The sequence below is a fragment of the Cryobacterium sp. TMT3-29-2 genome (assembly GCF_004564305.1).
GTDB lineage: Bacteria > Actinomycetota > Actinomycetes > Actinomycetales > Microbacteriaceae > Cryobacterium > Cryobacterium sinapicolor.
This window is the reverse complement of the sequence record NZ_SOGK01000028.1, coordinates 1-19,558: the sequence shown is the minus strand read 5'-3', so window position 1 is coordinate 19,558 and position 19,558 is coordinate 1. Positions and strand designations below refer to the sequence as shown.

At 67.1% G+C, this 19,558-nt stretch carries 22 protein-coding genes and 1 pseudogene; 10 read left to right on the top strand and 13 right to left on the bottom strand.

Translation table 11 applies throughout. The annotated features are described in order from the left end of the window. Window positions 1–74: 74 nt before the first annotated feature. Entirely contained in the window at window positions 75–716 is a 642-nt protein-coding gene (locus E3O67_RS03580; RefSeq protein WP_134429319.1) for a class II aldolase/adducin family protein, read from the bottom strand. A 376-nt stretch (window positions 717–1,092) separates the two neighbouring features. Between E3O67_RS03580 and E3O67_RS03575 the strand changes: the two genes are divergently transcribed. Continuing rightward, window positions 1,093–2,346, top strand: coding sequence for an MFS transporter (locus tag E3O67_RS03575; RefSeq protein ID WP_241979215.1), 1,254 nt, complete (start codon window positions 1,093–1,095; stop codon window positions 2,344–2,346). A 115-nt stretch (window positions 2,347–2,461) separates the two neighbouring features. Here the strand turns inward: E3O67_RS03575 and E3O67_RS03570 are convergent. Further along, a pseudogene (locus E3O67_RS03570) lies at window positions 2,462–3,465 on the bottom strand (LacI family DNA-binding transcriptional regulator). Between the two features lie 269 nt (window positions 3,466–3,734). Between E3O67_RS03570 and E3O67_RS03565 the strand changes: the two are divergent. Beyond that, window positions 3,735–4,112 (top strand): L-rhamnose mutarotase, encoded by a 378-nt coding sequence (locus tag E3O67_RS03565; RefSeq protein WP_134429323.1) that lies wholly within the window; start codon window positions 3,735–3,737, stop codon window positions 4,110–4,112. A 24-nt stretch (window positions 4,113–4,136) separates the two neighbouring features. Continuing rightward, window positions 4,137–4,370, top strand: coding sequence for a 2-oxo acid dehydrogenase subunit E2 (locus E3O67_RS17710; RefSeq protein WP_135101917.1), 234 nt, complete (start codon window positions 4,137–4,139; stop codon window positions 4,368–4,370). A gap of 268 nt (window positions 4,371–4,638) precedes the next feature. On the opposite strand, the gene E3O67_RS03555 is transcribed toward E3O67_RS17710, so the two are convergent. Together E3O67_RS03555 and E3O67_RS03550 are read right to left on the bottom strand one after the other, a co-directional pair. Then, entirely contained in the window at window positions 4,639–5,880 is a 1,242-nt protein-coding gene (locus tag E3O67_RS03555; protein ID WP_135101884.1) for an NAD(P)/FAD-dependent oxidoreductase, read from the bottom strand. Between the two features lie 23 nt (window positions 5,881–5,903). Then, the gene (locus tag E3O67_RS03550) at window positions 5,904–6,620 is read right to left on the bottom strand and encodes a DUF4386 domain-containing protein (RefSeq protein WP_135101882.1); all 717 of its coding nucleotides are present in this window, start codon (window positions 6,618–6,620) and stop codon (window positions 5,904–5,906) included. 133 nt (window positions 6,621–6,753) lie between these two features. Between E3O67_RS03550 and E3O67_RS03545 the strand changes: the two genes are divergently transcribed. Further along, window positions 6,754–7,467 carry a TetR/AcrR family transcriptional regulator gene (locus E3O67_RS03545; protein WP_135101915.1) on the top strand — a complete coding sequence of 238 codons (714 nt, stop codon included), beginning with the start codon at window positions 6,754–6,756 and terminating at the stop codon, window positions 7,465–7,467. Window positions 7,468–7,687: 220 nt separating this feature from the next. Here E3O67_RS03545 and E3O67_RS17225 read toward each other — a convergent pair whose 3' ends face one another. After that, complete coding sequence (locus E3O67_RS17225) at window positions 7,688–8,119, bottom strand: hypothetical protein (protein ID WP_135101880.1); 432 nt, start codon at window positions 8,117–8,119, stop codon at window positions 7,688–7,690. Between the two features lie 107 nt (window positions 8,120–8,226). On the opposite strand from E3O67_RS17225, the gene E3O67_RS03535 reads away from it, so the two are divergent. Next, on the top strand, window positions 8,227–8,406 hold the full coding sequence (locus E3O67_RS03535; RefSeq protein WP_134432085.1) for a hypothetical protein: 180 nt from the start codon (window positions 8,227–8,229) through the stop codon (window positions 8,404–8,406). 89 nt (window positions 8,407–8,495) lie between these two features. Here E3O67_RS03535 and E3O67_RS03530 read toward each other — a convergent pair whose 3' ends face one another. Beyond that, window positions 8,496–9,398: a LysR family transcriptional regulator gene (locus E3O67_RS03530; protein WP_134432082.1), complete on the bottom strand. Its 903-nt coding sequence runs from the start codon at window positions 9,396–9,398 to the stop codon at window positions 8,496–8,498. A 72-nt stretch (window positions 9,399–9,470) separates the two neighbouring features. Between E3O67_RS03530 and E3O67_RS03525 the strand changes: the two genes are divergently transcribed. Next, the gene (locus E3O67_RS03525; protein WP_135101878.1) at window positions 9,471–10,457 is read left to right on the top strand and encodes a DMT family transporter; all 987 of its coding nucleotides are present in this window, start codon (window positions 9,471–9,473) and stop codon (window positions 10,455–10,457) included. Window positions 10,458–10,593: 136 nt separating this feature from the next. Here E3O67_RS03525 and E3O67_RS03520 read toward each other — a convergent pair whose 3' ends face one another. After that, window positions 10,594–11,568 (bottom strand): ornithine cyclodeaminase family protein, encoded by a 975-nt coding sequence (locus E3O67_RS03520; RefSeq protein WP_135101876.1) that lies wholly within the window; start codon window positions 11,566–11,568, stop codon window positions 10,594–10,596. Between the two features lie 428 nt (window positions 11,569–11,996). Here E3O67_RS03520 and E3O67_RS03515 point away from each other — a divergent pair, with 428 nt between their 5' ends. After that, a complete protein-coding gene (locus E3O67_RS03515; RefSeq protein WP_134432073.1) occupies window positions 11,997–12,908 on the top strand; it encodes a carbohydrate kinase family protein in 912 nt (303 codons plus the stop codon). Between the two features lie 56 nt (window positions 12,909–12,964). Here the strand turns inward: E3O67_RS03515 and arsM are convergent, their stop codons facing one another. The 4 genes from arsM to E3O67_RS03495 all read right to left on the bottom strand — a co-directional run bounded on the left by arsM (window position 12,965) and on the right by E3O67_RS03495 (window position 15,908). Then, entirely contained in the window at window positions 12,965–13,867 is a 903-nt protein-coding gene (gene arsM / locus E3O67_RS03510) for an arsenite methyltransferase (RefSeq protein WP_134432070.1), read from the bottom strand. Window positions 13,868–13,972: 105 nt separating this feature from the next. Next, the gene (locus E3O67_RS03505; RefSeq protein WP_134432068.1) at window positions 13,973–14,725 is read right to left on the bottom strand and encodes an SGNH/GDSL hydrolase family protein; all 753 of its coding nucleotides are present in this window, start codon (window positions 14,723–14,725) and stop codon (window positions 13,973–13,975) included. Between the two features lie 61 nt (window positions 14,726–14,786). Next, complete coding sequence (locus tag E3O67_RS03500) at window positions 14,787–15,395, bottom strand: HEAT repeat domain-containing protein (RefSeq protein ID WP_134432065.1); 609 nt, start codon at window positions 15,393–15,395, stop codon at window positions 14,787–14,789. A gap of 48 nt (window positions 15,396–15,443) precedes the next feature. Next, on the bottom strand, window positions 15,444–15,908 hold the full coding sequence (locus tag E3O67_RS03495) for a GNAT family N-acetyltransferase (RefSeq protein WP_167726456.1): 465 nt from the start codon (window positions 15,906–15,908) through the stop codon (window positions 15,444–15,446). Between the two features lie 55 nt (window positions 15,909–15,963). On the opposite strand from E3O67_RS03495, the gene E3O67_RS03490 reads away from it, so the two are divergent. The 3 genes from E3O67_RS03490 to E3O67_RS03480 are packed head-to-tail and all read left to right on the top strand — an operon-like array spanning window position 15,964 to window position 18,037. Then, entirely contained in the window at window positions 15,964–16,410 is a 447-nt protein-coding gene (locus E3O67_RS03490; RefSeq protein ID WP_134432059.1) for a MaoC family dehydratase N-terminal domain-containing protein, read from the top strand. After that, a complete protein-coding gene (locus tag E3O67_RS03485; RefSeq protein WP_135101872.1) occupies window positions 16,407–16,841 on the top strand; it encodes a MaoC/PaaZ C-terminal domain-containing protein in 435 nt (144 codons plus the stop codon). The genes E3O67_RS03490 and E3O67_RS03485 overlap by 4 nt, the downstream gene beginning before the upstream one ends. A gap of 11 nt (window positions 16,842–16,852) precedes the next feature. Further along, entirely contained in the window at window positions 16,853–18,037 is a 1,185-nt protein-coding gene (locus E3O67_RS03480; protein ID WP_135101870.1) for a UDP-N-acetylmuramate dehydrogenase, read from the top strand. A gap of 134 nt (window positions 18,038–18,171) precedes the next feature. On the opposite strand, the gene E3O67_RS03475 is transcribed toward E3O67_RS03480, so the two are convergent. Both E3O67_RS03475 and E3O67_RS16800 read right to left on the bottom strand, forming a co-directional pair. Beyond that, on the bottom strand, window positions 18,172–18,888 hold the full coding sequence (locus tag E3O67_RS03475) for a hypothetical protein (protein ID WP_135101868.1): 717 nt from the start codon (window positions 18,886–18,888) through the stop codon (window positions 18,172–18,174). Continuing rightward, the coding region (locus E3O67_RS16800; RefSeq protein WP_167726454.1) for a hypothetical protein at window positions 18,885–19,558 on the bottom strand (674 nt) is incomplete at its 5' end. The genes E3O67_RS16800 and E3O67_RS03475, both read right to left, overlap by 4 nt.

The window sequence follows — 19,558 nt, the reverse complement described above, 5'->3', positions numbered from 1 at the left end:
TGGGATACTGCTGGGTTGCTGATGGGTCGTGCGGGGTTTGCGGAGGCCCCGACGCGGGACCGCCCGGCGACTGACTACGGAAGGCGAGCGCCTTCGGGGATGACGATGTTCTCGAGCTGCAGGATGTTCGGGGTTCCGAGGGAAAGTGCGCCATAGAGGACCTGGGCGTTCGCCTCGACCGCGACGGCCACCTTGAAGGCGCCGGCAGCATCATCGCCGACGGAGATCATGCCGTGGTTGCCCCAGACGACCGCGTTCGTGTCGTCGCCCATCAGAGCTGCGCTCAGTTCGCCGAAGTCCGTGTTGGTGGAGAACTCGAATGGCATGATCCGCACGGCACCCTTGGCATAGAGCACCATGTTCAGAAGCACAGGGTCGATGGTCTTGCCGACGGCGCCGAACATGTTTGCGTACGGCGATTCGGTGTGCACGATCGCGTTGATATCGGGGCGGCGACGGTAGTGCGCAAGGTGTACATCCGTTTCGGTGGAAGGGAAGAGGTCGCCCTCGATGACGACCCCGTCATAGCCGACGACGACCATCTGGTCGATGGTCAGCACGTCATAGCGGATGCCGGACGGCGTGATCACAATTGCCTCATGTTCCGGCAACCGAATGGAGATATTGCCCTGGGTGTTGAAGTTCAGCCCGGTGCGGACCGACTCGCGGCACCAGTAGAGAATTTCTTCGCGAAGCTCGTTGCTTGCCCTGCTCATGGAGTCCTTGTCCTCTCGGACCGGAGAAGGGGGGGTAACCCATCGCTTCCGCGGCCTCAACTTGATTATTGAATCGTTTCAACACTCCTGAGTGTATTGCCCGATTCCGACACTCGTCAACTCGAGTCGGAAGCTCGCGCATATGTCGACTTGAGGATCGTGGTTAGCGAGGCTTACGATCGTGCCGTAGTCTGCTAGTGCATCCATTGAATCGATTCAATTTATGGTCCGGATGCGGCGCTACCGGCGCCATCGCATCGCGTCCTCGTTGGTGAGGCACGAGCCTCTGCATCAATGACGACAGCAAAGGAGGACCCCTGTGGTCCGAATGGGAAACAAGAGCACAACTGGAATGAAAGCCACAATCTCCGTGGCCATGTCCAATTACATCGAGGCGGGTTCGATCATCGCGATCGCCACGAGTCTGTCCTTGTGGCAGAAGGAATTCGGGATTGACGACTTCGCGGTTGGGCTTCTCGCGGCGCTTAGCGCCAACGCCTTCGGGGCCGCCGCGGGAGCGTTAATTGGTGGCCCACTCTGTGACAAGTACGGTCGCAAGTTCATCTACACGTATGACTTGATCCTGTACATGATCGGCGTGGCGATAGCGGTGTTCGCAGGAAGCTATTGGATGCTACTGATTGCCTTCATCATCACCGGCATCGCCGTCGGAGCCGGCGTTCCGGCGTCGTGGACCTATCTCTCCGAACAGGCTCCGGCCGGAGAGCGGGCCAAACACGTAGGCGCGGCCCAATTGGCCTGGTCGTGTGGGCCGTTGATCGGCTTTCTCCTTGCTGTGCTCGTCGAACCTCTCGGGCTGTTCGGCAGCCGACTCATCTTCGCGCAACTGTTCATTGTCGCCTTCGTCACTTGGTATATGCGGCAGGGACTTCCAGAAACGGCCATTTGGAAGGAGTCGAATGCCAACGCCACCTCGACCAACGTGTTCCACGGGGTCAAAGAGCTGTTCAGTAAGAAGGCGAACATCACCGCAATCTTTTTCCTCATCGGCGTCTATTCGTTCTGGAACATCGTGGCAGGTCAGGCCGGCATCTTCATGCCCCGCGTCTACGCGGCGGCGGGGGTGGAGAGCGCCACAGAGCAATATCTTTTGCAGGCGCTCGTCTGGGGCCTCACCGTGGCGACAACCTACTTCGGTTTCATGCGTCTAGCCGACAAGTACAATCGTCGGAACCTCTACATTCTCGGTTCCGTTCTCGGGATCGCGGCGTGGGCCGTGTTGGTCTTCGCTGAACCGACGATGCCTGCGCTGCTCTCCTTCGCAGTGCTCTGGGGTGTTGCCGCCGGGATTGGCGCCCAGGCCTTCTACGGCCTGTGGGCCAGCGAACTGTTCGCTACGCCGTACCGCGCGAGTGCCCAGGGCATCTTGTTTTTTGTCGCCCGGATCATGGTCGGCCTGCTCAGCATGGTGTTCCCAATCCTGCTTACCTCGATTGGGCTGTCGTGGCTTGGGCTCATTCTGATCGGATTCTTAATGGTATCTCTGGTGGTTGGTGCCGCGTGGGCGCCGCGCACGCAGGGCAAGACGCTCCAGCAGATCGAAGCCGAGCGTTACCCGGAAGACGCCGAAATTGCGGTCGAACCGATCGCAATGAACATGCATTTCTAGCCGACAATAGGTGAGCGAGCCCGTCGGGTACCGAAAGGTTTTCGACGGGCTCGTCGCATTCTGCCGAAGGGTGACTGGGGTGCACTAACGATGGCGCGGGCAGCTGGTTCAGGGGTCAGCCCCCGGTGGACTCCCGCACCACGAGCTCGGGCTGGAACTCGATCTGTTCGTGATCGAAGGCCTCCCCGTCCGCCGCTTCGCGCAAAAGCAGGTCAACCGCCGTGTACCCCATCAGTGCGCTCGGCTGGCGGATCGACGACAGCGGCACCACGGCCGCAGAGGCGAACGCGATGTCGTCGTAGCCGATCAAGGCCACGTCTCTGGGAACCTGTACATCGCCGAGCATGCTGAAGGCCTGCGGCACTCCAATGGCGAGCAAATCGTTCGCAGCGAACACGGCGTCCGGCCGATCAGCAGGATTCCTTGCACGCAATTGTTCGCCGACAGCTCGCCCCTGCAGGACTGACAGGGAATCCGTGTCTATGGACTCAAGAGTCGCTCCAGTATGTTCCGCAATCGCTTTGCGCGCGCCTGCGAGCCGGTCGGCGACCTGGCGGAGGGCGTGCGGGCCGCCTACGAATGCGATGCGGGTGCGCCCAGTCGACGTCAGGTGACTCACGGCAAGGTATCCACCAGCAACATCGTCGACGGCCACGGACGAAAAGTTTTGATCGTCTGTTTGACGGTCGACAAGAACGGTGGGAGTTCTTCTGGCTCGCAGGCCGGCCAGCCGCCCCCTACGTCTCCGAGCGGAGAAATGAGCACGCCGAGCACACGTTGTTCCTCAAATAGGTCCAAGTAGGCACTTTCGCGGTCAATATTCTCGTCGCTGTTGCCAAGGAGTACGGCTAGGCCCTGTTCGGCGGCCCGTTCCTCGGCGCCGCGCGCGGCGTCCGAAAAAAACGGATTGGCCACGTCGAGCACGACGAGGCCTATGCTGCGGCCTGCCCGCAGTTGCCGAGCGGCGTCATTTCGCACGAAGCCAAGTTTCGTGATGGCAGCCTGCACGCGTTTGACGGTTCCGGCCGACACTTTGCCTGGGCTGTTCAGGACATTTGAGACCGTACCCACTGAGACGCCCGCGCTGGCGGCCACGTCGCGAACACCGATCACTGCCACTGTCACACTCTTTCGCGGGGATTTATAGCGCTACTGCACCATCAAGAGCTTAAAACATTCACTGGAGTGCACCGGAAACTGGCGCAGCCGGGAGTTTTGGGACCGGACACCAGCACGGCCGGGAATTTTCCGACCATTGTCCAACCATTCAACCCCCGTCGCCGATTTGTCTTCGACAACCTGCGGCTTGCAGCGTAAGGGCGCCAAGTGGATAATTGAATCGATTCATATTTTGAACATAAAAGCAAACATAAAAGCAAGGACCCTCAATGTCGAGCACGAGCGCTCACGCCCAGCACCGCGTGTGTTTCCAACTCCAGGTGAAGCCAGAATTGATCCCCGAGTATCGCCGCCGCCACGCTGCGGTCTGGCCCGACATGCTTCGTGCACTGAAGTCCACTGGATGGAACAGATACTCGATCTTTCTGCGCCCGGATGGGCTACTGATTGGCTACTTCGAAACCGAGAGCTTGGCGGCTTCTCAGTCCGGAATGGCGGCGATCGAGGTCAACGCCCGCTGGCAGGCTGAAATGGGCGCCTTCTTCGTCGCACTCGACGGCGCGCCAGACACCGGTTTCGTGCAGCTGGAGGAAGTTTTTAATCTGGCTGCCCAACTTGATTGCCTCGCAGCAAGTTCCGTAGCCTGAAAAACGGGAATCACAGTGTGATCGATCAGCGGCGGAATCGCGGACCTCGCCGACTTAGCCCGGCGTGACCGGCTGCAACAGCGTGTGCTCGAGGTCGGCAGCCTCGCCGTATCGAACCTTGGCATGCTCGGAGTCGACGAGTTCTCCGCCAGCCTGAATCCGCCTCAGTTCGGAACTCAGGAATTATCCGCGGGGTTTCCGATTTCGTGGGGATCTCTTGCCGTGAACACTCGAGGAGCACTCTGGCAATGGGCTTGATCTCGCGGAAACACTGAGCCCTTCGCATTCGGACTCGACGCGTGCCTGTCTATTCACCGATTATTGCGTCGAGACGGGCCTGAGCGGGCAGAGGTACCAGGAAAGAATCAGGCCACTTATTACACGGAGCTCCAAGTCACGCCGAAGTTTGACGTAGTTTTGCGCTGTTGGTCCAACAGGTCGAATCGGGTCGAACATAACGTGGTGTCGCGGTTTCGATTCCCGCTCCCGCTACACGTAAAGGCCCTTTGATCAAGAGTTATGCCGGTCACGGGGCCTTTTTTCTGCCTGCCACCACCCGGCTCTGATTTAAACGCCGGGCTCCGCGGAGGAACGTCCGTGCACCGGGAGCAGGGGCGGTCCAGTACGAACCTGGTGAAGTGCGTTCCTTCTGGATTCCTGAAATGACCCCGACGCAGATGCGTTCTTTCACCCACGCTCCCGCACGCCCCGACAACTGGACGCGCTTGGGTACGTCGTCTTTGCCCACGTGTTGGACGAATCCATTGCGACGTCCAAGACTGAGGCATCGAATGAAGAAACCGATGGACAGTGCGGTGGGTGGCTGGCAGCGCAGGTAGGCCAACGCGGTGACTGCGGCATGGCCGCCCATCGGAGCAGCCACGGCGCAGCCCATACGAAGATGCTTCCCCGCGTCGCCGTGCACGCTAACGGAGTCGCCGGCTCCGATGATGTTGGGATACGCCTGGTGCTGAAGGGTTTCCGTGACCAGCAGCCTCCCCGCGGCATCCACCGCCAAAGCGCTCGCTCGTGCAAGCGCCGGCACAGTGAAGGACCCGGTCCAGATCGTCAGGTCGCTTCGAATCCTCCGCCCGCCTTCAAGCTCCACGAAGTTCATGTCCACGTGGACAACGCGCTCGTTCTCGACGACCTGGACGTTGAGGAACGCCAAGGTGCTCTTGACGTACTTCCGGCCTCGCTGCGGCAGCGAACTCAGCAACAGTCCCGCTGACACAAGCACGATGTCCATCTGAGGGTTCTCTTCCGCAAGTTCCGATGCCATTTCCACTCCAGTGGCCCCACCGCCGACGACAACGATCCGATTGCCCGGTACAAGTCTCCGCACCGCTGCGCCCGCCATGAGGGCTTCGTCGTGGGTTCCCACCGAATGGGAGGAGGCGCCTCCCGGAATCGACGGCGGAGCGCCGCTGCCGACGGCGTAAATCAGTACGTCGTACGGCAGTTCGATTGGCCCCTTCGCTGCGTCGATCACAATGCCGTTCCGTTCCGGCAGGATTCGGGTGACTTCACCCACGATGACGGTGACGTCAGGGTGGAGGACGTGGTCCAGAGGGATGGTGGCGGCATCCGTCGTTCCCGCCGCCAGTTGGTGAAGTCGGATCCGGTCGATGAAAACCGCCCGCGGATTGACCATCACGATGCTCATACTGAGGCGTTCAGTTTCTGTGAGCGATGCTTGCAGGCGGTTGGCGGCCAACACGCCGGCATACCCGGCTCCGACAATGGCAACGGTTCTGGTGGTATTCATGTCGACCTGGCTTGTCCCGGCCCTCACCGCGCGGCTGTGGAGACCGGAGCGGTGGGAGGGGCGAGGATGCTCGCCGGCCGGAAGCCCTTGGCGATGAGCCACGCGGCGAGAGACAACTCCCACGCGAATACCGGGAGCGCTACGAGGAGGCCGAGGGTGGAGAACTGGCCATAGAGTCCGAGCATCACGGCGATCGCGGAGAAGCTGACCAGCGGCCCACCGACCAACCCGAGCACGGCAATGCCACGGGGCACCAGGCGGGACGCGTACATGAGCGAAGCGAGGAGCAGTGAAGCGGCACCGAGGGCGAAGTTCGGTCCGACCAGGTACGTCCAGTCGCGCAGGGCCACAAGCGTGGAACCGATTGTGGCCAGTGTGGCCGGGTCGGCGTCTCCGGTTCCAACGAACTGCTGGCGAAGCGAGACGATCGTCAGCAGGCTCAGGGTTCCGACGAGGATGACCGCTGCCTCCAGCACGCGAGCGGCGACGAACGCCAGCGCCAACCCCTCGTGTTGCCTCTTCAGGATCGGGTACAGCGTGACGGCGGTCCCGACGGCAGCAATCACCAAAAGCAGTTCCAAAAGCAGGCCGAGGAGGACAGGGCCATCCGGGCCGCCGCCGGTGATGTAGTCGCCGACGTTTCGGATCGGACTGTAGAGCATGGCCCCTGCAATGGCCCCTACTTCGGTGAGGAGGAAGAACACGCCGGCGACGACGGCGGTCGGTCTGTATAACTTCATGATTTTCCCTTCGATTCGGGGTGTGCCGCACACAGTCGGAATGAGGTGTACGACGTATGCCTTTTGTTGGAAGTGTAAAGTGTACTTCGTACACTTATCAATGAGTGATCTTGGGCGGCATGGAAGAGTATCAATGGGCCAGAAAACGGAAGTACCGAGGCGTGCGCGGTTGAACCGCGAGCGAGTTCTCGAGGCGGCAGTCACCCTTGCGGATGAGATCGGCATCGACGCGTTGAGCATGCGCCGACTCGCACAGGAGGTGGGCGTCGTGCCCATGGCGCTGTACAAACACGTCGCCGACAAGGAGGACCTGCTCGACGGAATGGTCGAGGTCATCATCCGAGAGATCGACCCTCCCGTTCTCGACTCCTGCTGGCGAGACGCCATCCGGCACCGTGTCTTGTCCGCGAGAAGCGCGCTCCACCATCACCGCTGGGCACGTCAGGCAATCGAGTCGCGGAGTAAACCGACCCCCTCCGTGTTGGAATACCAGGACTCGTTCGCGGGAATCTTCCTGGCGGGCGGGTTCACACCCGACCTGGCCCACCACGTGATGCACGCCCTCGGTGGTCGAATGTGGGGATTCACACAGGAGCTGTTCGGAGGTTCAGGCAATCCGAAGGGCAATGCCCAACCGCCGGCGAGCCCCGACGCCCAGGCTGAGATGTTCGCACACATGGCAAGGCTCTACCCGAACATCGTGACGATCGCCACAGCGACACCGCATGACGACGACTCCGTTGTCGGACGCGGCTGCGATGACCAATACGAGTTCGAGTTCGCGCTCGATCTGCTCCTGGACGGATTCGAGCGGCTTCATCGGCGGAGATGGACGTCCGAGCGATAGCTCGTCGATGTGAGTCACGCTGCCCCGGGCCCAGCCCCGGTTGCGGTTCACCCGCCCGGCTCAGTTCTGGACTCCGGAATCGGCAGGCTAGCGCAGAGGCCTCGTCACCGGGTGCCCGTGGATGGACAACGGGCCCCGGGACGAAACGAGCTGGGCGAGCCCGCCTGCTGACTTTGGTAGTGCCAGACAGAACGCGACCCGCCACGGATCACACGGACTCTCATACCTCAGACGGAACGGGACGATCTTTTGTCACGCCGCTAGGCAAAGAATCGCCGAACAACCCAGCCTCCGGCGGGGCCTCGGTCGATTCCCCTCCCCGTTCACTTCGGTCGACCGATGCCCGCGTCAGTCCCGGCTGCGGGTCGGACTGGAGGTCGGCGATCAGCAGTTCCTGGATCGTCTCCCGCAACCGCAGGTCGAGCCGGCCGGCCCAGCCGAAGTCGACCAGGGCGGCCAAGCCGTCCGCCCGGTGCACCTGGCCGATCCTCACGAAGGCGCCGAAGACCTCTTCCAGCGCCGCCCGCCGGCCGAAGTGGGGGACGATTCGGGTTCCAGCATGCCCAGTCAGGATGGAAGTCGGGTGCGAACCGGGTTGCCCGGCAGATTTCGGCCGGGTTCGGCGACGCGGCACGGGATCGCGGGTAGGCACTTTCTCTGCTGTTTCCAAGGTCGCCGACGTTGCGGATGCGCGCTCCCGGAGCCTCAATGATCGGTAGTCATTTCCTTCTACCGCGCGGCGCTGAGGGGGTCGATACCGTGGTCAAAATTCCCCTGGCGATGCTCGTCGCCGTGTTCGGACTGATGCAGACCCCCGCCGGCCTGTGGCCGTGCCTGCTGGTCCCCATCTGGTTGGTGTGGGAGATTCCCGCCATGGTCAGGCGGCTGCAGTTCACCCGCGATGTGCAGCGCGACTGGGAGCAGCTGGTCGAGCAGTGAGGCTGCGGCTCCAGCGCCCGTTGGGGGTCCGCTGGAAGACCTCTGCGACGCCGACCAGGGCGGTGGATCGGATTCGTGCGCCGGAGTGGTCATTCCGTGCGGGAGCCGGCCACCGCACCCAGTTGGCCCAGCACCCGGCGCACCGAGGCCCGCAGCAGCGTCTCGGGGCGGCTGAGAACGTCGATCTGGCGGCCGACCCGCAGGTCGTCGATCGGCAACAACACCAGGCCGGCCCCCGGCGCCGGCGCCATCGTGTACCGCGGCAGCAGCGCGATCGCGGACCCCGAAGCGACCACGGAGGCGGCCACGAAGAACTCATTGATGCGGTGCTCGATCCGTAGCGGGTGCCCGGCGCTCGCCGCGACGACATTCACCGCCTCCGCGAGCGGGAAGCCCGGGTGCCCGGCGATCCAGGGCTCGTTGGCGATGTCGGCGACCGAAACCGAGGACCGCCCGGCCAACGGATGTCCGACATGCAGCGCCACATCCAGCGGTTCGTAGAGCAGTGGGGTGACGGTGACCCGTTCCGGCCAGAGGGGATCGTGCGGCAGGCGGTGGGCGATGACGAGGTCGTAGTCGGCAACCAGTGCCGGGAAATCCTGCCGGGCGACATCTTCGTCGCCGCAGCGGAGCGGCGGTCCGGCGGGACCGGACAGTCGAGAGATCAGGGGCCCGAACCAGGCCAGCCCGGCACTGTGGAACGCCGACAGGCTTACCGGCGCGGCCGGCTCCTCGTGGAAATGTGCCACCGACTGCTCGGCGGCGGCCATCGCCGTGGACACGCCGGCGGCGGCGGTGGCGAGAGCCGTGCCGGCGGGTGTCAGCACAAGGCTGCGCCCACGTCGTTCGGTCAGCGCCACGCCCGTGCTGCGCTGCAGCGCGGACAGCTGCTGCGACACCGCCGAGGACGAAACGAACAGCGCGCGGGCTACGGCGGCGACGCTGCCGCGCTCGCCGAGTTCCCGCAGGATAAAGAGCTGATGCAGATCCATAAGTAAACACTAAAGTGTTGGTTCAGAATTGGCCATCTAGACTTAACGGATGCCGCCCGGCAGCATTGGCCCATGACCTTCCTCCTGCGGCTCGGACGCTACCGCATCGACGCCGTGCTGCTGCTCGTCGCGCTGGTCTGGGGTGGCAGCTACCTCGCCGCCAAGATACTCACCGAGCAGGCGAGTGTGGGTGCCGTGCTGTCGCTGCGCTTCCTGGTGGCCGCGCTGGCCCTGCTGCTGATCTGGGCGCTGAGTCGGCCGCGGCGGCCGACCCGCACCGAGCTGGCCGTGGGCGGGTTGCTCGGGCTCACGCAGGCGGCGATCCTCTGGCTGGAGACGGCCGGTGTGGCCGTGACCTCGGCCACGAACGCGGGCCTGATCATCAGCCTGACGATCATCCTCACCCCGATCCTCGAGTCGGTCGCGGCGCGCAACTGGCTGCCACGCTCGTTCTTCGTGGCCGCGGTTCTCGCGGTCGTCGGGGTGGCGCTGCTCGTGTCCGGCAACGGTTTCCGCACCCCGAACCCGGGCGATCTACTCATGCTCGCGGCGGCCCTCGTTCGCGCCCTGCACGTCACCATGGTCGGCCGACTCACCCGCGCCGACTCCGCCGGCCGTCGGCCCGGCACGCTTACGATCACGCTGGTGCAGGCCGCCGTGGGGGCCCTGGTGTTCACCGCGGCGGATGCGCCGGGCACGCTGCAGGCGATCGGCGCCTTCGGCCCAGCCGCCTGGCTCGGAGTGCTCTACCTCGGGCTGGCCTGCAGCGTTTTCGCGTTCCTGGCCCAGACCTGGGCCATCCGGCACACCTCCGCCGCGCGCGCCAGCCTGCTGATGGGCACCGAGCCGGTCTGGGCGGTGCTCGTCGGGGTGAGCCTTGGCAGTGAGAGCCTCGGCCTGGTGGCGGTGCTCGGGGCCGGGCTGATCATCGTCGGCACCTCCTGGGGGCAACGGGTGGAGCAGGGGCACCGGCTGCGCGCGGTGCCGGGGGTGCCCGCGGTGCCGGCCGTGCCTGCGGTACCGTCGCCGCCGCATCCGTCGCCCGCCCGCGTGGGCTGAAGCCGGTCCGCCCGCGGTTCGGCGAGCCCGGGTCCGCCGGGTCCTGAACGAATTCGACGGAGATTTTGCCCGAAACGGTGCCAAACGCTCTGAAAAACCGTTCTCAGCAGAAAATCTCCGTCGAGTTGGTTCGACACTATCCGCGGCCCTCCTGACGGAAGACGGCGGCGGCGACCACCAGGTCCTGCCAGGACATGCCCGAGCTCGTGAACACGCGGGGACGGGTGTGGTCGACGGCGACCGTGCCGGTCAGGATGTCCCGCATCGGCACCAGGGAGCCGGCCTCGATCACGCCCTCCCGGAGCGGGATCAGCACGTCGCCGCCCTCCCGCAGCGCGACCTGCCGGTCTTCGACGACGACCTGCCCACGCCCGATCAGCGTGCTGGAAATTTCGCGGGCGTCGGGCTCGTGCGACCCGACCGCCACCGTGCAGGAGTCCCGCGGGACCAGGGATCCGTCGAACAGCGGAGTGCGAGCGGTGGTGGCGCAGACGATGAGCTGCGCGTCGCGCACGGCGTCGGGGGTACCGATCTGCGCGGGCTGCCCGGCGGCCCGCACCCGCTCAGCAAGCGCCTCGGCGCGGCCCGGGTGCCGGCCGACCACTGTGACCCGTCCTACGTCACGGATGGCCCGCATCGCCTCGACATGGCCCTCCGCCTGGGGTCCCGCGCCGAACACAACGAGGTGCTCCACCTCGGCGGGCGCAATCAGGTCGGCGACGGCGGCCGACACCGCCGGGGTGCGCAGGGTCGTCAGCGCGATGCCGTCGAGCAGGGCGACGGGGCTGAGCGTGGCGGCATCCATCAGCAGGTAGACGCCCTGGATGCGTGGACGGCCGAGCTGCAGGTTGCCCGGTGCGACGGTGGCGACTTTGACGCCCACGTACTCCGCTGACCGGGACGGCATGAGCAGCAGCTGGCCGCGGTCGAGGGGCAGGATGCTGCGGGAGAAATCGTGCGCCGGGTCGAGCCCGGCGCGCACGGCGGCCTGCAGGGCACGCGCCGCAGCACCGAACCCGACGCGGGCGAAGATCTCGTCGGCGGAGATCCACGGGGGCTGCGCTCCCGGAGGGGGCGGCGCGATCAACGGGGTCGGTGCGTCGAAGGCCATGCTCCGACTGTACCTGACGTGCTGTAAAAGCTGATCCGGTGCTATTTGTGGTGTGGGGGCAGGTCACCCCGATGATGTCCTGCCCCCGACTAGGGTGCTTCGCTCCGGTCTCATTCGGACCCTGCAATCAGGGACTAAGGACCGGTGTTCGGGGAGCAACCCTGCCTATGGATGATCCTACGGCCGGGCCTCACCCGGCGGAAGGGGCTGGACAAACGCGGCCGAGTCTGGTTAGGCCGGCCGGTGCGGCCGGCGTGGGGTGCCCGCCCCGAACGAATTCGACGGAGATTCTGGCAAAATCGCCTCTCACGCGGCCGAAAAGGCGGTTCTGCACGAGAATCTCCGTCGAATTCGTTCGAGATTGACGGGGACTCACGCACCTAGGCTTGGTGCCACACGGTTGGTGGCAGGTATAAGGGAGAGACCGCATGACGGAGCAGAACCTGACGGAGCAGAGCCGCGTGGTCGTGGTCGGCGACGCCCTCATCGACGAGATGCTGAGTCCCGGTTCACGCCTGGAGTTCCCCGGCGGCGCCGCCCTCAACGTGGCCGTCGGCCTGGCCGTGCTCGGTGTGCCGACCACCCTGATCGCCATGGTCGGGGACGACGCCGACGGCGCCCGGCTGCGCGAGTTCCTCGCCGCCCACGACGTGACCCTGGTCGCCACTCCCGGCCCGTTCGGCAGCTCCCGCGCCACCTCCGACCGCACCGACGGCGAGCCCAGCTATGCCTTCAACGAGGCCGCGAAGAAGCGCCGCATCGAGTTCGGTCCGGCCGAGCGCGCGGCCCTCGACGACGCCCGCCTCGTGGTCGTGAGCTGCTTCCCCTTCGACGACACTGCCCAGACGGATGCCTTCATCGCCGCGGTCGCGGAGCCGGAACGCCGCCTCGTGATCGACCCGAACCCCCGAGCGGGCATGCTCGCCGACGGCGACCTGTTCGCGGCGAACTTCAAACGAATCGCGGCCCGGAGCCTCCTCACGAAGGTCGGGGACGAGGATGCCGAGCTGCTCTACAGCAGCACCCTCGAGGAACTGCGGGAGCGGCTGCTGGCCGGCGGCACGCGGACGGTGCTGGCCACGGCCGGGCGCGCGGGGGCATCCGTCGCCAGTGCCGATCTGCTGGTCAGCGAGCCGATCGCCGTGCTCCCCGGGGCCGTCGTCGACACCATGGGAGCCGGCGACGCCACCCTCGCCTCGTCCGTGCAGACCATGCTGACGCGTGGCGTGCCCACGGATGCCGCGGGCTGGCAGGCCCTGCTGGTCGCCGCCATGCGGATCGCGGCGGCCACCTGCCGGCAGGAGGGTGCCCTGCTGCGTGTGCCGGCCGCCGGTCAGTGAGAGACGGCGCTGGCAGGCCCGGACGGACGGCACCGGCCCGCTAAACGACTCGCCGGCTAGACGGCGCCGGCCGGCTTGACCGCCCGCACGATGGCCCCGTGCATCCCGTCGGTCACCTCGTGGGTCAGGGTGACGCTCACCTGCTCGAAGCCCGCTGCGGCGAGCAGGGTCTCGTACTCCGCGATCGAGAGGGCGCCGGCGATGCAGCCCACGTGGGAGCCGCGCTCGGCCCGTTGGGCGGGCGCGAGGTGGTTCTCGGCCACGACGTCGGACACGCCGACGCGCCCGCCGGGCCGCAACACGCGGAACATCTCTCCAATCACGGCGGGTTTGTCGGTCGACAGGTTGATCACGCAGTTGGAAATGACGACGTCGATGCTGCCGGAGCCCAGCGGGATCTCCTCGATCGTGCCCTTCAAGAACTCGACGTTCTGTGCCTGGGCTGCGGCCGCATTATGCCGGGCGAGGTCGAGCATCTCGTCGGTCATGTCGAGGCCGTAGGCGAACCCAGTGGGACCGACCCGGCGGGCGGAGAGGAGGACGTCGATGCCACCGCCCGAGCCGAGGTCGAGCACGGTTTCGCCCGCCTGCAGGTCGGCGACCGCGGTGGGGTTGCCGCAGCCGAGGCTCGCCAGCAGTGCGGCGCCCGGCAGGTCAGCGGTCGTCGCGTCGTCGTAGAGCGCCGAGCCGAAGACGAGGCTCTCGTCGATGGCGACCGGCGCGCAGCAGGCGGCAGCATCCATGGACGAAGGGGTTTCGGCGGCGGTGTCGCCGGTACCGCAGCAGGAGGTTGCCCTGGCAGCCGTGCCCGGGGCAGCCGCTGCGTCGGCGCCGCAGCAGCTCGCGGCGGCAGGCACGGCGGCGAGCAGCGACCGGCGCCCCTCGTTCGTGACCGAGAGGGCCACGCTCGCATAGCGGGCGCGCACCTCGTCGCGCACCGGGTTGTTGTTCTCGCTCATGTCGTTCTCCCTCGACTGAAACCTGCACGGTCCTGCATATATTGATGACTATCGATGCAATCTACCGCCGAGCACCGATTCCCGTCAATCCATGTTGGGGCGCGGTCAGCCGACGTCGACGGGCTCCAGGGCGGGGCGCTTGGGCGGGCGGCCGTCGCCGGAGGAGCGTCCGGTCAGCCGGCGCCCGATCCATGGCAGCACGAACTCCCGGTAGTAGGCGGCCGTGCCCTGAACCTGCTCGTCGGCCGCGGCGGGCGCATCCAGCCACTCCACCGGAACCGGAACCCCCAGCTCGGCCAGCACATTGGTGGCCACCCGGGTGTGCCCGAGGGCGTTGAGGTGCAGCTTGTCGACCGACCAGAACCGCTTGTGCTCCAGTTCGGAGTCGGCCCAGTTGTCTACGAGGGTGACGCCCTGCCGGTCGAAGGCCGCGCGTGCAGCATCCGCCAGCTGGTCCCCGCGCCGCCGCATCAGGTTGCCGAGCGGCAGATGATGCGAGGGATTGCCCCCGCTGAGCACGAGCACGTGCACACCCTGCTCCTCGGCCCGGTCGACGACCTGCCGCATCAGGTCGACCACGTAGGGGATCTCGACCCGCGGGCGCATCACGTCGTTGCCGCCGCCGCAGATGCTGAGCAGGTCGGGGCCGAGCGCGAGCGCGGGCTCGAGTTGCTCGTCCACGATCGGTCCGAGCAGGCGGCCGCGCACGGCGAGGTTCGCGTAGGAGACCGGGTGAGCGGATGCCGCGGCGAGCCCGAGCGCGACCAGGTCGGCCCAGCCACGCACCTGGCCGCCCGGCAAGTTGTCTCCGACGCCTTCGGTGAAGCTGTCGCCCATGGCCACGAAGCGATGGAACATCCGGACCCCCCGTCTCGGTACTGTGTGTGCTCGGTGCTGTGTGTCCCGGTGCCGGGCTCGGCTACTCGCTCGGGTGGGTGTGCCGCGTTCCGTGGGTCTGTTCGATGCCCTGGCCCTGCTCGACCGTGAGGTTGCACCGCTCGTTGAGCACGTCGCGGGCCTGCTGGGCCGCGCGGCGCACCTCTTTGTCGGGGTCGCGCAGACGCTGCACGATGGTGGCGAGGTGGTCGGCGGTGCCCTGGGCGGCCAGCGCGTGCAGGGCCGCGGCGCGCACGCGCGGAACCTCGTCGGTGGTCAAACGCACCAGCTTGGGCGCAACCGCGAGGCCGCGCAGCAGCACGACCTTGGCGCACATCTCGCGCACCCGCCAAGCCTGGTTGTTCATGCCGACGACGACGTACGGCGCGGCCGTCTCGCCCCAAACATAGAGCAGCGCGCGGGCGCCCCACAGCTCGGGCCAGTAGAGGGCCGGGGCACCTTCGAGGATGCCCAGGGCGTGGCGTCCGCCGGCGTAGAGCAGGAAGTCCTTGCCGGCGTTCTTGGCGCGCAGCAGCGCGACGGAGTTGTCGATGACGACCTGTTCGCCATAATGCGCGACGGCCGCATGGATGCGCTCGGCCGTGGGCAGGTCGATGGGAAGGTCGGGGTGTGGCTCTAATTTGTTAGGCATGACAGGTCTACGGTAGCAAGCGGGCGTGTCGCTGGCCAATGCCGCAGATCAGGGGAGGCCCTCCGGCACGGCGAACGTGCGCTCGAACCCGGTCGCGTTCTCGTAGATCCCGTAATTGCCGATCTCCCGGTAGCCGAGGCGCCGGTACAGCGCGAGCGCCTCCGGCTGCGCGTGGCCCGTCTCCAGGCGCAGGCGCCAGTAGCCGAGTTGCTGCGCCACCTCCTCGAGGGCGGCGAGCAGAGCCACGGCGTGGCCCTGCCGGCGGTAGGCCGGGTTGGTCCACATCCGTTTCACCTCGCCGGTCGTCTCACTCAGGCGACGGATGCCGCCACCCGCCACCGTCACGCCCCCATCGAGCAGCACGAGGAACACGCCGCTCGGCGGGGCGAAGGCATCCGCCGAAACGTCGTGCACGGAGTCGCCGTCGCCGTACCGCTCGTCATACTCCCGCGCCAGGTCAGTCAGGAGCGGGACCACCTCAGGGTCACCCAGACGCACGCGCTTGATCTTCACATCAGCCAGTCTGCCCGATGGCGCCGTCCCCGGCCGAGGCCGGTAAACTCGCCCTGTGACTGTCAACCCCGAACTGCAAGGGCGGGTCTTCCCGCCCGTCGCCCCCTATCTCGTCGGCCGGGAGAAGGTGCGCGAGTTCTCCCGCGCGGTCTTCGCCACGAGCCCGATCAACCTCGACCCGGAGGCCGCGCGCGCCGCGGGCTACGCCGACGTCGTCGCCCCGCCCACGTTCGCCGTGGTCGTGCAGGAGGCCACCCTGGCGCAGCTTCTGGCCGAACCGGATGCCGGCATCGACTTCACCCGCGTCGTGCACGGCGACCAGCGGTTCACATTCAGCCGCCCGATCGTGGCCGGCGACGAGCTCACCGCCACGCTGTCCGTCGCGAGCGTGAAGAGCCTCGGCGGCCACTCCATGGTGACGGCCGTGTCGACCATCGTCGACGCCGCCGGCGCGCACGTCGTGACCGCGACCTCCACCCTCGTCGTCAGGGGAGACGAATGACCATCATCGCTACGCCCCGCCTCGCCGACCTGTCCGTCGGAGACGTCATCGCCGAAGGCACGTTCCCGCTCACGCGCGACTCCCTCGTGCACTACGCCGGCGCATCCGGAGACTTCAACCCCATCCACTACCGCGACGACGTGGCCGTGTCGGTGGGACTGCCCGGCGTGCTCGCGCACGGCATGCTGACCATGGGCTTCGCCGTGCAGCCGGTCGTCGACTGGGCCGGTGACCCCGGCCGCATCGTCGACTACCAGGTGCGGTTCACCCGCCCCGTGCTGGTGCCGGCCGCGGGTGTCGCAGTCGTGACCGTGGTCGCCAAGGTCGGCGCCATCGACACGGATGCCGGCGTCGCCCGCATCGACCTCACCGTCTCGTCGGGCGAGGTGACTGTGCTCGGCAAGGCGCAGGCACGCGTGCGGCTGGTCTGAACGGTTCTCCGATGACGAGCCCCGTTTCCTCTGTTTCTGCCGCTTCTGCTGCGCCGACGTTCGCCGAGTTGACCACGATGGGCGTGGGCGGCCCCGCCGCCCGGATGGTGTCCCCGGCCACCGAGCAGGACCTGGTGGACCAGACGCTGGAGGTATGGGCCTCGGGCGACGAGTGGCTGTTGCTCGGTGGGGGCTCCAACACGATCGTGGCCGACGCGGGCTTCGACGGCACGGTGATCCGGGTGCTGACCCGCGGGATGAGCATCGTCTCGCCGTCGTCCTCTGACCCGTCCGACTCGTCCTCGCTGGTGCTGCGGGTGCAGGCCGGCGAGCCCTGGGACGAGCTGGTGGCCTACACCGTGGCGAAGGGTTGGTCCGGCATCGAGGCACTGTCCGGCATCCCCGGGTCGACCGGGGCCACCCCGGTGCAGAACATCGGTGCCTACGGCCAGGAACTCGGCAACAGTCTTGCGGCCATCGACTTCCTCGATCACGAGCGCGGCGAACGGCGACGGATGGCGGCCGGCGAACTCGAACTGGGCTACCGCACCTCCGCTCTGAAACAGGGGCTCCGCGGGCTGGTGATCGCGGTCGAACTGAACCTGCACGACACGCGCGCCGAGGCATCCGTTCTCGGCGGCGCCCTCAGCCGGCCGGTGGCCTACCCGCAGCTCGCGACCGCCCTCGGCGTGCAACTCGGCGACCGGGTGCCGCTCGCGCAGCTGCGCGGCGCCGTGCTGGCCCTGCGCGCCGCGAAGGGCATGGTGCTCGACCCGGACGACACCGACACCCGCAGCGCCGGGTCCTTCTTCACCAATCCGATCGTGTCGCTGGCGTTCTCGCGCACCCTGCCGGACGCCGTGCCGCGATGGCCGCTCGGCGATCAAGAGCTGCCCGATCGGGTGATCCCGCTGGACGAATACGCCGGCGTCGGGCCGATCCCCGGGGAACGGCCCGTTCCGCTCGTGAAGCTGAGCGCCGCCTGGCTGATCGAGCACTCGGGGATACCCCGGGGCTTCCGGCTGCCGGGCTCCCGTGCGGCGATCTCCAGCAAACACACGCTCGCGCTGACCAACTCCGGCGGGGCCACCGCCGACGAGGTCGCGCAACTCGCCCGACTGGTGGAGGCTCGGGTGCAGTCCGAGTTCGGCGTGATCCTGCAACCCGAGCCCGTGCTGGTCGGCCTCGACGCCTAGCCCCGCCCATGGGCGCCCTCCGCCCGCCCCTGCTCGGTCCCGTTCCTCTCGCGCGTGCGGGAGAATGGCCGGTTCCGCGGTCTCCAGAGCGACGATTCACCCGCACGCGCGACTGTGGAACCCCGAAGCCGGGCTCAGCCGGCTCGGCGGAGCGTGGCGATGATGCCGATCACGATGAGCAGGAGTCCGACCACGATCACGCCGCCGAGCAGCCAGAGGGTGGGATCGGCGGGAGTCGGCACCAGCACTCCAAGCAACACGTAGCCGGCCAGGGTGAGGAGGATGACACCCCAGACGATCGTGCCGAACAGGGGACGGCGGCGGGGCCGCACGGATGCCTCGGGGTACGCCGGTCCGGCGCGGACCGCCGCCACGGGCGCGACCGGATACGGCGGTGCCGGGGCGAGGTAGGGCGGCTCGGGTGGCAGATCCGGCGGATCCGGTGGGCGCGGATGCGGCGGATTCACCGTGAGGGGAACCGTGAGTCCGGCGTCGTCGAGGCCGGCATCGTCCGGATGCCGACGGGTGGGTGCCGTGTCGACGGGGTCGGAGGCCGGTGCCGCCGCGGACCGCTCGACGGATGTCTCCATCGTGTAATCGGGGATGGGACCCGGAAAGGCGATCATGTGCGCCGCGGACGAGCGGGTGGTCTCAACCGCCACCTCGTGACCGTCCTCGCCGGGTCCGCCGGACTCGGCGGGTGCGGGGTCCGGTGCCGCGGTGACGGAGGTGACGGAAGTGACGGCATCCGTGGGCTGATCGTCGACCGGCGGGTTCTGATCGTCGGTCGGCGGGTTCTGATCGTCCGGCGGCTGGTCGTGCGGCTGGTTCGGGTCAGGGGTCACGGTCATGAGGGTTCCAGACGGGAGGGGCCGACGACGGTGACCTGGCCGAGCGCCGTCCAGACCCGGATGCGGGCCACGGCGGGGGTGTCGTCGTCGTTGAAGGTGCGCGAGTCGTAGAAGAAGACGCCGCCCTGCTGCACGGTGGCCGCGCCGCCGACGTAATCGATCCCGCCGGCCAGGGCATTCGTCTCCAGCTGCACCGGCCGGTCGCGCGGCAGGATCAGCTCGGTGACGCCCACCCCCATCCAGACGTCGATCGTGCGGTCCTCCGCGCCCGCCGCGTCGAGGGCGCTGAGATCGATGATCGCCCGGCCGGAGAGCACGGCGTAGCCCGGGGGCGCAGCATCGGCGTCGGCACCGACCGTCCAGACCGGGGCCCCGACCGGGAAGAACGCGGTGCCGCTCGGGAACACGCCCAGCAGCACCAGGGCCACCGCCGCGAGGAAGGCGAAACCGCCCAGGGCGCCGCCCTGCTTGCCGCGGATGCCCAACACGATGATGCCGAGGGCCAGCACACCCAGCGTGACGGCCAGGCCGACCAGCAGCGCGGCATCCGACCAGTTGCCGCCCGACCACACGCCGGCGGCCACGGCGCCGCAGAGCAGCGCCAGCCCGAGCACGATCGCGCTGAAGCCGGCCCCGGGGCGGCGGTCGCGCCAGGAGCCGCGCCCGGGCG

Excerpts from the sequence above, each read along its gene's own strand:
- E3O67_RS03500 (WP_134432065.1), bottom strand. The coding sequence starts at position 15,395 with ATGCCTAACAAATTAGAGCCACACCCCGACCTTCCCATCGACCTGCCC.
- E3O67_RS03525 (WP_135101878.1), top strand. The coding sequence starts at position 9,471 with ATGACCTTCCTCCTGCGGCTCGGACGCTACCGCATCGACGCCGTGCTG.
- E3O67_RS03545 (WP_135101915.1), top strand. The coding sequence starts at position 6,754 with ATGGGCCAGAAAACGGAAGTACCGAGGCGTGCGCGGTTGAACCGCGAG.
- E3O67_RS03555 (WP_135101884.1), bottom strand. The coding sequence starts at position 5,880 with ATGAATACCACCAGAACCGTTGCCATTGTCGGAGCCGGGTATGCCGGC.
- E3O67_RS03480 (WP_135101870.1), top strand. The coding sequence starts at position 16,853 with ATGACGAGCCCCGTTTCCTCTGTTTCTGCCGCTTCTGCTGCGCCGACG.
- E3O67_RS03575 (WP_241979215.1), top strand. The coding sequence starts at position 1,093 with ATGTCCAATTACATCGAGGCGGGTTCGATCATCGCGATCGCCACGAGT.
- E3O67_RS03485 (WP_135101872.1), top strand. The coding sequence starts at position 16,407 with ATGACCATCATCGCTACGCCCCGCCTCGCCGACCTGTCCGTCGGAGAC.
- E3O67_RS03515 (WP_134432073.1), top strand. The coding sequence starts at position 11,997 with ATGACGGAGCAGAACCTGACGGAGCAGAGCCGCGTGGTCGTGGTCGGC.
- E3O67_RS03520 (WP_135101876.1), bottom strand. The coding sequence starts at position 11,568 with ATGGCCTTCGACGCACCGACCCCGTTGATCGCGCCGCCCCCTCCGGGA.
- arsM (WP_134432070.1), bottom strand. The coding sequence starts at position 13,867 with ATGAGCGAGAACAACAACCCGGTGCGCGACGAGGTGCGCGCCCGCTAT.
- E3O67_RS03565 (WP_134429323.1), top strand. The coding sequence starts at position 3,735 with ATGTCGAGCACGAGCGCTCACGCCCAGCACCGCGTGTGTTTCCAACTC.
- E3O67_RS03505 (WP_134432068.1), bottom strand. The coding sequence starts at position 14,725 with ATGTTCCATCGCTTCGTGGCCATGGGCGACAGCTTCACCGAAGGCGTC.
- E3O67_RS03475 (WP_135101868.1), bottom strand. The coding sequence starts at position 18,888 with ATGACCGTGACCCCTGACCCGAACCAGCCGCACGACCAGCCGCCGGAC.
- E3O67_RS03580 (WP_134429319.1), bottom strand. The coding sequence starts at position 716 with ATGAGCAGGGCAAGCAACGAGCTTCGCGAAGAAATTCTCTACTGGTGC.
- E3O67_RS03530 (WP_134432082.1), bottom strand. The coding sequence starts at position 9,398 with ATGGATCTGCATCAGCTCTTTATCCTGCGGGAACTCGGCGAGCGCGGC.
- E3O67_RS03550 (WP_135101882.1), bottom strand. The coding sequence starts at position 6,620 with ATGAAGTTATACAGACCGACCGCCGTCGTCGCCGGCGTGTTCTTCCTC.